Annotated in this window: 12 protein-coding genes; 6 read left to right on the plus strand and 6 right to left on the minus strand. The window is 38.2% G+C overall.

All coding sequences use genetic code 11. The features are described 5' to 3' along the window. The first annotated feature begins 28 nt into the window (after positions 1-28). The 6 genes from JIV24_RS14065 to JIV24_RS14090 all read left to right on the plus strand — a co-directional run bounded on the left by JIV24_RS14065 (position 29) and on the right by JIV24_RS14090 (position 7,852). The gene (locus JIV24_RS14065) at positions 29-2,662 is read left to right on the plus strand and encodes a glycosyl hydrolase 2 galactose-binding domain-containing protein (RefSeq protein ID WP_200465692.1); all 2,634 of its coding nucleotides are present in this window, start codon (positions 29-31) and stop codon (positions 2,660-2,662) included. Positions 2,663-2,836: 174 nt separating this feature from the next. Further along, positions 2,837-3,697 (plus strand): ROK family protein, encoded by an 861-nt coding sequence (locus tag JIV24_RS14070; protein WP_200465693.1) that lies wholly within the window; start codon positions 2,837-2,839, stop codon positions 3,695-3,697. A 16-nt stretch (positions 3,698-3,713) separates the two neighbouring features. Beyond that, the gene (locus JIV24_RS14075) at positions 3,714-4,586 is read left to right on the plus strand and encodes an ROK family protein (RefSeq protein WP_200465694.1); all 873 of its coding nucleotides are present in this window, start codon (positions 3,714-3,716) and stop codon (positions 4,584-4,586) included. Positions 4,587-4,726: 140 nt separating this feature from the next. Continuing rightward, positions 4,727-6,514, plus strand: coding sequence for a glycoside hydrolase family 9 protein (locus JIV24_RS14080; protein WP_200465695.1), 1,788 nt, complete (start codon positions 4,727-4,729; stop codon positions 6,512-6,514). 72 nt (positions 6,515-6,586) lie between these two features. Then, positions 6,587-6,775 carry a hypothetical protein gene (locus JIV24_RS14085; protein ID WP_200465696.1) on the plus strand — a complete coding sequence of 63 codons (189 nt, stop codon included), beginning with the start codon at positions 6,587-6,589 and terminating at the stop codon, positions 6,773-6,775. Positions 6,776-6,784: 9 nt separating this feature from the next. Beyond that, positions 6,785-7,852 carry a glycosyl hydrolase family 8 gene (locus JIV24_RS14090; protein ID WP_200465697.1) on the plus strand — a complete coding sequence of 356 codons (1,068 nt, stop codon included), beginning with the start codon at positions 6,785-6,787 and terminating at the stop codon, positions 7,850-7,852. A gap of 91 nt (positions 7,853-7,943) precedes the next feature. Here JIV24_RS14090 and JIV24_RS14095 read toward each other — a convergent pair whose 3' ends face one another. From JIV24_RS14095 to JIV24_RS14120, 6 genes are all read right to left on the minus strand, one after another. After that, the gene (locus JIV24_RS14095; RefSeq protein ID WP_200465698.1) at positions 7,944-8,987 is read right to left on the minus strand and encodes a permease; all 1,044 of its coding nucleotides are present in this window, start codon (positions 8,985-8,987) and stop codon (positions 7,944-7,946) included. Between the two features lie 62 nt (positions 8,988-9,049). Beyond that, the gene (locus JIV24_RS14100; RefSeq protein ID WP_200465699.1) at positions 9,050-9,748 is read right to left on the minus strand and encodes an aromatic aminobenezylarsenical efflux permease ArsG family transporter; all 699 of its coding nucleotides are present in this window, start codon (positions 9,746-9,748) and stop codon (positions 9,050-9,052) included. Between the two features lies 1 nt (position 9,749). Beyond that, on the minus strand, positions 9,750-10,205 hold the full coding sequence (locus tag JIV24_RS14105; protein ID WP_200465700.1) for a nitrophenyl compound nitroreductase subunit ArsF family protein: 456 nt from the start codon (positions 10,203-10,205) through the stop codon (positions 9,750-9,752). 33 nt (positions 10,206-10,238) lie between these two features. Then, on the minus strand, positions 10,239-10,466 hold the full coding sequence (locus tag JIV24_RS14110; RefSeq protein ID WP_200465701.1) for a thioredoxin family protein: 228 nt from the start codon (positions 10,464-10,466) through the stop codon (positions 10,239-10,241). 58 nt (positions 10,467-10,524) lie between these two features. Next, positions 10,525-10,824, minus strand: coding sequence for an ArsR/SmtB family transcription factor (locus JIV24_RS14115; protein WP_200465702.1), 300 nt, complete (start codon positions 10,822-10,824; stop codon positions 10,525-10,527). Between the two features lie 114 nt (positions 10,825-10,938). Continuing rightward, positions 10,939-11,262, minus strand: coding sequence for a hypothetical protein (locus JIV24_RS14120; protein ID WP_200465703.1), 324 nt, complete (start codon positions 11,260-11,262; stop codon positions 10,939-10,941). Between the last annotated feature and the right edge of the window lie 183 nt (positions 11,263-11,445).

The following is an 11,445-nucleotide window of genomic DNA, read 5'->3' on the forward strand; positions in this document are numbered from 1 at the left end:
TCTTTGCTCGAAACCAAAAGATATAACAATGAAACTATCTGTAGAAAATAATTGGTTCCTTGTCGTTTTTGCGATTGCAATGTTGGCTTGTCAACCAGCTGTAAAAACGGATTATGTGAGTAATTTAAACGAGAATTGGCATATTCAATCAGAGGATAAAATTAATGTTGGTGGAGCTGAATTGAGCTTGCCATCGTTTCAAAGTACAAATTGGACCGAAGGTGATATTCCCGCAACGATTATGACGATGTTGATGGAAAACGGTGAGTACCCTGATTTATTTATGGGTGATAACATGGATAAGGTGGATGATGAACGCTTCAAGCAGCCTTGGTGGTATCGCAAAGCTTTTGAGCTTAATAGTTTTGATGCAAAAGCTACTTATCAGTTGCGATTCGAAGGTTTAAATTACAAGGCAAATGTTTGGGTCAATGGAAAGCAAATTGCTGATGAAAAAACAGTTGAAGGACCTTTTAGCAGATGGACATTCAATGCAAGCGAGTATTTAGTCAAAGGTCTAAATGTTATTGCTGTTGAAGTAATTCCTCCTGTACGTGGTGATTTAACTATTGGTTTTGTTGATTGGAATCCGGCAGCGCCTGACCAAAATATGGGATTGTGGCGCGGCGTGGAATTAATCAAAAGTGGTGTTGTTTCAATTGAATCACATTTTGTGTCAACCAAACTTGACCGAAGTAATTGGAGTGATGCAGAATTAACTATTACAACTCTTGTAACTAACTATTCTGATAAAACAGAAAAGGCCTTAGTTGTAGCTAATATTGCTGGTTTAGGAACAGTTAAAAAAGAAGTTGAATTGCAAGCAGGTGAAAGCCGTGATGTATCAATCAGCGCTGTAGATGATTCGCTACTGAAAATTAAAGAAGCAAAGCTGTGGTGGCCTAATAATCTTGGCGATCCGCATATGTACGATATGACTGTTTCTGTAAAAGTTAACGGGGTAGAGTCGCAAAGTATTGATACCCGCTTTGGTATTCGCGAAATTGAGCAATTTATTAATGCTGATGGACATAAAGGTTGGAAGGTAAATGGACAACCATTAACCATTAAAGGTGCTGGCTGGGTAGATGATATGTTTCTGGCCGATAGTAAAGATAAGGTGATTGCTCAGGTTGAGTATGTAAAACATATGAATTTAAACTGCATTCGACTTGAGGGTTTTTGGGGAAGAGATAAGACAATATATGATGCTGCTGATGAAAATGGTTTGTTGGTGATGATTGGTTGGAGCTGTCACTGGGAGTGGGAAGCCTACTGTGGTCGTCCTGAAACTCATTATATGGCTATTACTGGGAAAGAAGAGATTGAGCGCCATGCGCAATCGTACCGCGATCAAGTGTTATACCTGCGTAATCATCCAAGTGTATTTCTTTGGGTGTTTGGAAGCGATAAGTTACCTGTGCCCGAATTGGAAGCAAAACTAAACGACTATATAACAAGTGTTGATGATTCAAGACCTATTTTAGCAGCCTGCAAGTATCAGGATTTTGGTACTGATCACTATAATCACAGTGAGGTGAGTGGTTCTACAGGCGTTAAAATGTTAGGACCTTATGGCTACGTTCCACCAGTTTACTGGTATATTGATACGATCGCAGGTGGTGCATACGGATTTAATACCGAGACAGGTCCCGGACCACAGGTACCACCTGTTGAGAGTATCAAAAAAATGATTCCGGAAGATAAGCTGTGGCCAATTAACGATATGTGGAATTTCCATTGTGGTCGCCACCAGTTTGGTTCATTAGACAGGTATTTAAACTCGTTTAACAAACGTTATGGTGCTGCAAATACCTTGGAAGAGTTCGCATTTAAATCTCAAATAAGTAACTACGAAGCCATCCGCCCGATGTTTGAAGCTTTTCAGTCAAATAAGTTTCATGCAACAGGTGTTATTCAATGGATGTTAAATTCTGCCTGGCCTGAAATGTTCTGGCAGGTGTATGACTATTATTTATTGCCTAATGGTGCATTTTATGGTACAAAAAAAGCTTGTCAGCCTTTGAGTGCAGTTTATAATTACAAAGACAATAACATCTATTGGGTAAACGATTACAATACCAATGTTAATAAACAGGTACTGAGCATTGAGGTGTATGATATCCATTCGAAACTCATTCATCAAAACACGCTTTCATTAAATTTAGCTGCGCATTCATCAGGTTTAGCATACAAAATGCCAAAACTTGAAGGTCTTACTGATACCTATTTTGTTAATCTGGAATTAACAAATAAGGGTGGCGAATTAGTAGCTGATAATTTTTATTGGTTATCAACTAAAGCTGATGAAATGGCCTTTGAGGAAACTACATGGGTTTATACGCCAGCTAAAGATTTTGCCAATTTAAATGCATTGAATGACATTGCCAAAGTGGATGTTGAAGCAAACTGGAGCCAGAAAGTCGAAGGCGATTACACCATCTTTATATGTGAGTTGAAGAACCAAGCATCACAAATAGCGTTCTTTATCGAAGCATCTGTTCTAAATAAGAAGACCAATGAAACAATTGTTCCTGTGTTTTGGGACGATAATTATGTGAGCATCATGCCTGACGAAACAAAAGTTTTAAGAGCAAAAATTGCCACTAAACTATTGCCAAAGACTCTTGATTTCAGAGTTAAGGGCTGGAATATGAAGTAAATTAAAGAAAAAGAAGTCGGCCAATCATTAAGTAATCTAAACCCAACCAAAACAGATGCCGGCTTCTTTTCAGCTAAGTAAGAAATACTGAGAGATAAACTTTTCGCATTTTCATTGAGAGATTAAAAATGCAGAATTGCCAAATAGTTGGCTTACAAAGTGTAAAATTAAAGAATGGAACAAATAAGAACTATAATTGGAGTAGACTTGGGGGGAACTAACATGAGGGCCGGACTTGTTGTGGGAGATAAGATTCAGGAAGTGTCTTCTTGTTTGGTTCCAAAAACGGATGTCGCTGACGAAGTAACGGAGGCTCTGATCAATACCATTAAGGATGTACTAACAAAGGATGTAGAAGGGATTGGTATTGGTGTTCCAAGTCTTGTAAAAGCAAGCAGTGGTATCGTTTATGACGTTCAAAACATCCCATCATGGAATAAAATACCACTTAAGGGAATTCTGGAAAAAGAGTTTAAGCTGCCTGTTTACATAAACAATGATGCCAATTGTTTTGCCGTTGGAGAAAGGGTTTATGGAGCAGGACAGGATTATACCGATTTCGTAGGACTCATAACCGGAACTGGTTTAGGAGGTGGAATAATCAAGAAGGGCCATCTGTTAAGTGATCAGAATTGTGGTGCCGGGGAGTTTGGTATGATGCCTTACCTTGAGCATGATTACGAATATTATTGCAGCGGGCAATTTTTCGAAAATGTACACCAGGTAAATGGTGGCGAATTGGCACAGAGGGCTTCAGAAGGTGATAAAAATGCCTTAGCCATTTTTGCGGAGTATGGAACGCACTTAGGAAAAGCCATTAAGAATATTTTGTTTGCAGTTGATCCAAACGCTATTGTCTTAGGAGGTTCGGTTTCCAAATCATACGCGTATTATAAGGATGCTATGTGGAAAGAAATCTCTACTTTCCCATATCAGTTTGTACTTGAAAATTTCGTAATTGTACCATCTGTCGTTAAGGAAATTGCTATTTTAGGAGCCGCAGCTTTATATGTAGATGCTGCTACTGAAGAATAACCGATAAAGACCAGATATGTTACAGGATATGACTGTTCAGAACCAATGTGCTGTTGGTGTTTACCTTGGAGGAAAGCATCTTCGCGTTGGTCGTGTACGAAATAATGTAGTTGAAGCCTCACTTGCACTAGAGATTGATAACCATAACTCCGAAGAAATAATATTAAAGGAGATTATGGACGCTATTGATCAGGTATTTAATAGTGATGTGGGAGGCATTGGTATTGGTGTGCCAAGTCTTGTTGATATATCAAAAGGTATCGTGTATAATGTAGAGCATATGCCGGCCTGGCGCGAAGTACACCTTGGTGACTTATTGTCCGAGAGATACAAAGTTGGCGTATACGTCAATAACGATGCTAACTGTTTTGCCATTGGTGAAAAGTATTTTGGTAAGGCTAAGAAATATGCTAATGTAGTGGGTGTTGTTGCTGGTGTAGGCTTGGGTTGTGGTGTTATAACCGATAATCATTTGTACTCGGGTACTAATTGTGGAGCTGGTGAATTTGGTTGTATACCTTATCGCGATCATAATTATGAGCATTACTGTACGACACAGTATTTTCAAATAAAATATGGTTTAAAGCCCGATGTACTATTTCGTAGGGCAAAGAAACAGGACAAAATTGCTTTGGCTATTCTAGAGCAATTTGGTTTTGACTTTGGTCAGGCTATGAAAACCATTTTGTATGCTTATGATCCGGAATGCATTGTCATTGGAGGTGATGTGAGTCGATTCTTTCCTTATTTTGAGGAGTTTATGTGGAAAGTCGTTAAGAAGTTTCAGTATGAAAAAACGGTTGAGAAGCTTAAAATTGAGGTGAGCGAACAACCGGATATTGCAGTGTTAGGAGCTGCAGCATTGTATTATGATGCTATTTCTAAATAATAGAGATTAACATTATTCAATTAGCTTGATGATAAGCTACTTAAGTGGCTTAAATGGGAGAGGTACACCCTGCTTCAAAACCACTAAATAATGCAAGAACGTCATATTAATGTGTTAATTGGAAACGTAAATTTTAAAATATGAACAAAACCGTTATTTTATCAATTTTAGTCGGAATGCTTGTGGCTTGTCAGACTAATAAAAAAATTGATGGGGTGTTACTAATCAATCACCTAGGCTATCAAAAAGATGCCTATAAAAGTGCTGTTTATCAATCAAAGGATTTAAGGGCACCTGCTAAATATGTGATAGTTAATGAGCAAAATGAAGACGTTTATTCAGGTGTTTTTGAGTCAGGTGGACAGGTTGATAACTGGCATACCGGTCGTGCATATCGCGCAGTTTTTACAGCGTTTAATAAAGTTGGCACATATGCACTTATTGCGTTAGTTGATGGTCAAAAAGTTGCATCCCATCCATTTGAGATTATGGCTGAACCAATGGGAACGAATGTTCTGCCACTTCTGACCAAGGCTTTTCAATTACAGCGATGTAAGCCGCCTTATGATGATAAAGATAAGAAGATGTCATTTTTTGGAGAGCGTGATGATATCGTTGATGTAAGTGGAGGTTGGTACGATGCATCTGGTGAAAAGGGGAAGTATTTAAGTCATCTTAGTTTCTCAAATTACATGACGCCACAACAATTACCAATGATGGTTTGGAATATGCTTGAGGCTATTGATGTGCTTAATAAAACGCCAGTTAAGAATAAAGCTCAAATCTCTGATGAATTAGGTGTCGAGGCAGCTTTTGGTGCTGATTACCTTGTCCGTATTCAAGATGATAAGGGTTATTTTTATGCAACCGTTTTTGCCGGATGGACCAAAGATCCGGAACAACGTCAGATTTGTGCTTATGAAGGACAGGATGGTCAACGAAATGATAAATACCAGGCTGCTTTTCGCGAAGGTGGTGGAATGGCTATTGCAGCATTAGCACGCAGTTTCTCCAAAGGAATAAGTGGTGAGTTTTCGTCAAAAACATACTTGGAAGTTGCGGAAAAAGCCTTTGCGCATTTAAAAGCGAATAATCTGAAATACTGCGATGATGAAAAAGAAAACATCATTGATGATTATTGTGCCTTAATGGCAGCAACGGAATTGTATAAAGCCACCAATAATGAAAATTACCTTGCGGATGCACGTCAAAGAGCAAGAGCTTTGGAAGGACGTAGTATGAATCAAGGTGCAGTTAAAGGTTGGTTAAGGGTTGATGATTCAGGTCAACGGCCATATTTTCATGGTGCAGAAGCGGGTTTACCGGTTATCGCCATGGGGCGTTATTTATCCATCGAGTCTGAAGAGGAACGAACTAAATCAGTTAAGGCCTTTATTAATCAATCAATTTGTTTTGAAATAGCAGTTACCAATGAAGTGACTAATCCTTTTGGTTATGCACGCCAATACGTTAAAGCTGTTGATGAAGAGCAGTCGCGAACAGCTTTTTTCTTGCCACATGCTAATGAAACGGGATATTGGTGGCAAGGTGAGAATGCTAGGTTGGCATCCTTAGCTACCGCTATGTTTATGGCTCAAGACGTATTAGAAGAAGATTTACAAGCTAAGGCGAAAGCATATGCAGCTGAGCAAATTAATTGGGTGTTTGGTCTTAATCCATATAATGTGTGTATGCTTCATGGAGCCGGCCGAAATAATCCTGATTACAAAGAAGATGGCAAGTCAATGAATTATCTGGGCGGTATTTGTAATGGCATAACCGGCGGTTTCGATGACGAAAGCGATATTGCTTTTCGTCCATTACCATATGATAAGGACCCGGCACAGCGCTGGCGTTGGTCTGAGCAATGGCTTCAGCATGGAGGGTGGATGATTCCGGCAATTGCTTATTCTGCAGTTTATAATTAATACCAACCTTAAGTATGAGAAATGGGGGCAATTCACCGGTAATTGTTCCCTCTTTTTTAAAACCCTATAATTATGCGATATCTACTTTTAATCTATATTTTATGTATTACAGTCACCTCATGCCAAAGTAGTGAAGATGTAAAGCGACCTGAAATTAAAAAAGAATTCACACATGAAGCTTTAGAGGCTAAAATGCCATTTCCTCAAGAGCTTAAAGACTCACATTGTATTGGGCCTAATCATGTTATTCAGAGTGTTTAAAATCAGGATGTGCTCGATTATTATAACTATTGGGTAAAAAAGTATGTGAGAGAATCTAATGGTACAACACCTGGTGGTGGGTATTACGTCAAAATGCAGGGAACAGGTGGTGATGGCAGCGAAATAACCACTTCTGAAGCGCATGGATATGGCATGATTATTTTTGCTTTGATGGCTGGTGAAATTGATGATGCTCAATACTATTTTGATGGCATGCTTAATATGTTTGATGGTCATCGTAGTACAGGCAACCCTGAATGTATGTCGTGGGTGATACATGAAACCGAGTTAAAGCAATATGATCAGGGGAGCGCAACCGATGGCGATATGGATATAGCATATGCATTGCTTTTGGCCGATAAACAATGGGGATCGGATGGTGCTATCAATTATAGAGAAAAGGGCGTTACCATGATTAATGATGGTTTAAAAATGAGTTTGGTGTCGCCATCATCAAAGCGCATTATGTTGGGCGATTGGGATTCGAACCAATATTCAACCCGTTCATCTGATTGGATGACAGGGCACTTTAGGTGTTTCTATAATGTAACAAACGATCAAGTTTGGATGGAGGCTGTTAGCGAGGTTTATAAGCTTATTGAATTGATAAGCGAAAACTATAGTCAGACAACAGGTCTGATGCCTGATTTTGTGGTGAATCACTCTCCAAAACCTGCTGCAGAGTATTATCTGGACGAATACAAAGAAACAGACGAATATAGCTGGAATGCATGTCGGTACCCATGGCGTTTAACATTTGATTACGTGCATTTTCAGTCATCAGAAGCTAAGCAGTCGATGTTAAAATTGATGGATTTTATGGTTGCCGAATGTGAAAATACCCCTGACAATATAAAAGCTGGTTACCGTTTAAATGGTCATCCTTTGGTTGACTATTCAAGTGGTGCCTTTGTCGCCCCTTTGGTAGCAGCTTCAATTGTCGATGAGAAGCATCAGGCTTTCTTAAATAAGGGTTGGGAAACAATAAAATCCAATCGTGAATCTTATTATGGCGATACCATTTGTTTTTTGAATATGATATTGATTTCAGGAAACTGGTGGAATCCTTCAGAATAATTCAATACACAAACACAATGAAAAAGGTGTCTGAAAAGATGGTAGCTTTCAGACACCTTTTTATTTAAAATATTTGGTTTACAATCAATTATTATATTATCCAATTGAATAAATAGCCAAGAATAATTATAAAGATGGTGATGGTGCCAAAGAAGATGCCAATTAGCTTCCATTGCATTACTTTTTTTATCAAGGTTGCTTCAGGTAATGATAGACCTACTACGGCCATCATAAAAGCAATAGCAGTGCCCAGAGGTACGCCTTTGGCGACAAACACCTGAATAACTGGTACAATACCCGCTGCATTAGCATACATTGGTACAGCTAATATTACTGCCAGTGGAATGGCATACCATTTATCTTCCGATAAATACTCCGTAAAGAAATCTTCGGGTACATATCCATGCATGGCCGCACCAATGGCGATTCCGATAATCACATAAAGTAGTACCTTTTTAACAATGCCCCATCCATCGGCAATTATTGCTGGTAATCGGTCAATAAATGGTGTTTTTTCATTATCCCACTGATTGGCTTCCATCTGCGAATTCTGCTGAATCTGCTTTACCCAATCACTCAAATACTTATCAAGCTTAAATTTACCAAGTATGTAGCCTCCAATCATTCCCAATAATATTCCGCTACCTGCATAAATGAGTGTTGCTTTCCAGCCAAATAGACCCAGAAACATGGCTACTGCCACCTCGTTCACTAAAGGGGACGTTATCAAATAAGCGAAGGTAACGCCTAATGGAATGCCTCCTTGTACAAAGCCAATAAACAAAGGAATGGATGAGCAAGAGCAAAATGGCGTGACTGCACCAAAAAATGAGGCAAAGAAATATTGAAGCCCAAACATTTTCTTGGTTGTTAGAAAAACCCGAAGCCTTTCGACCGGAAAGTAGGCATTTACCAAGCCCATTAATGAACTAATGAGAAATAGCAGGATCACAATCTTAATGGTATCGTAAAAGAAGAAGTTAATGGCTTCTCCCAGATGTGTTTCTTGCTTTAAGGGTAATAACTGGTAGGTGAAATAATTGACTAAAGGCTGCAGATAGGTATAAAGTGCCACCATGGCAGGTAAGACAATTGCAATGGTAGCAATTAGTCTGAATTTCTTTTTTTGTTCCATTTTATATTGTTCGTAAAAAGACGAATTAATAAATCAAAAAAATAGTGTTTGCTATTGCCTATTTACAATAGCAAAGTCACTACAAAATATACGCCGATACCAATGAATAAAGTTGCTATCACACGGCGAAACCAGATTTCGAAATTCTTCATCTTATTATAGAAATTGCCAAGTGAACCCACACTGTAGGCTAAAAGCCAGGCAAAAATGATGACAGGAATGCCGGTAGCAATTGCAAATATTATTGGTAAATAAAGTCCACTGGCGCTGGCAACTGTTATTGGTATTAACATGCCAAAATAAAGTACACCGCTATATGGGCAAAAAGCCAATGCAAAAACAATTCCTAATAATAGTGCCCCCCAATAACCATTGCTGGCTTTTTTCTCAAGCTTTTCGTTCAAATAATTAAGGCCTGGAATCGCTATTTTGATAAGGCCAAGCATAAATAGCCCAATGATAATTAATAGTGGTCCCAGTAGTTTTTCACCCCATTCTTGAAAAAAGCCGGATAGCTGAAACTGACTCAATCCAAAAAAGAAGATTAGTCCTAAACCTGTATAGGATATGGCACGCCCAAGAGTGTATACGATCCCATTGACAAAAACACGCTTCTTACTCTTAATATCCTTACTAATAAATCCAATGGCTGTTATATTGGTTGCCATTGGGCATGGGCTAACGGCAGTCATCAGCCCCAATAAAAATGCTGATAGAATCGGAATTTGCGTGCTTTCCAGTAAATTCTGTAATATTTCCATGTTACAACATTGATTCAATGGTTGATTTAATCAATGCCTCAAGCTTTTCTGGCTTTGTGCGTGCATTTAAAAAGGCTTCGTTTGTAATGTTTTTTACATTATCACCTTTCATTATCATTAAAGTTTGCCACTCGATCTTATACTTCTTAGCTAATTCTTTCTCTTCTTCACGGTTGATGGAATGGAATGGAACTGAACCATCAAAGTGTTTGGCCAGGGTTTCTTTCGTTACTTTTTCAACAGCTTCGCAAGTGGCACAGCGACGGGTAGCATGAAAATAAACAACGCTAACTTTACTGGCATCTATTGCAGGTATTTCTGATTTTGAGCTGCAGCAACTTTTTGTTTCATTAGAACAGCATTCTGTGTTCGTTTCGCTCTTCTGCTTGTTTGAATTGCATCCTGTTGTTATTGCCATTGTGGCAACCACAAAAAGTGTGTAAATTAATTTGTTCATAATGTGTTGTTATTGAAAAGGTTATTTAGTGAATTATAAAAGATCTTTAATTTCATCTATGGAAGGAACGCGTCCTTTAATAGCTACTTTACCATCAATTACTAGCGCAGGAGTGGTCATCACACCATATGTCATTATTTGCATAATGTCTTCCACTTTTTCAACAGTTGCATCAACACCTTTTTCTTCAACGGCTTTACGCGTGATGTCTTCCAATGTTTTACATTTGGTACAGCCGGTTCCTAATACTTTAATTTCCATGTCTTATAAATTTAGTTGCGTTTTATTCGTAAAGGGACAAATGATAATATCTGATAGTTTAAAGCTCAATCAGTTCTTTAAGGAGGTTTTGAGCTTCTTTCCAATTCTCTTTGTTAATGCAGTACTTAATTCTTGGCGCTTCTGTTTCGCCTTGAATGAGCCCGGCATCTTTTAATTCTTTTAAATGTTGCGATAAAGTAGACTTTGCGATGGGTAAAACTTCGGTAAGGTCACCACTGTAGCAACAGGCCTGTTTAGCTAATGTTTGCATCACATATATGCGTATAGGATGGCCGAGAGCTTTGGCAAATCGGGCTAAACGCTTATGCTTGTCTTCTATAATTGGTTTTATTTCCATATGTACTGTTCGTAGTTCGTAAAAACACGAACAAAGGTAGTGCATGATTTTATTCTACCAAATAATTAAGTTATTTTCTTGTGTATTTTAAATCGAAATGGATATGACTAATCACTATTTGACTAAACACATTGCAAAAGCACTCAATTCATCTGATATAGAGCAAAGCATGGGCGCTTTGAATTTAAATTCAGGATAAACTTTGTTTTTAAACGGGGCAATGATTGAATCACGATTAACACCATCTTTTCGACCTTTATTAAAAAATACAATGGTGTGATTGTCTTTTGGGAGCTTAAGCGAATGTGCCATCCTTATAAATTTTTCTGTGTCATCCAGTTCGTTAATGAAATAGAAAAGAACTTCAGGTGTTTCGGTTTGTGGTAAATTAAAAACAACTTCTTTGGGAAAATTTACAATTTTAATAGTCCAGGTCACTAGCCTCCGAAAGTCGGAATTTTAAATAGCCCTCAGAATCCTATATTTTTGTTTCGACAAAAAAACTTAAATAATATGGGACTCTTCAGGCGAAATAAAAATACCAATAAACCAATAATCCGACAAATACTGGATTTAGTACCACCTTGGCTGTTTAAAAGTTGTACCAATACTTACAAAACC

Origin of the sequence: Carboxylicivirga marina (assembly GCF_016612505.1) — a bacterium.
Lineage (GTDB): Bacteria > Bacteroidota > Bacteroidia > Bacteroidales > Marinilabiliaceae > Carboxylicivirga > Carboxylicivirga marina.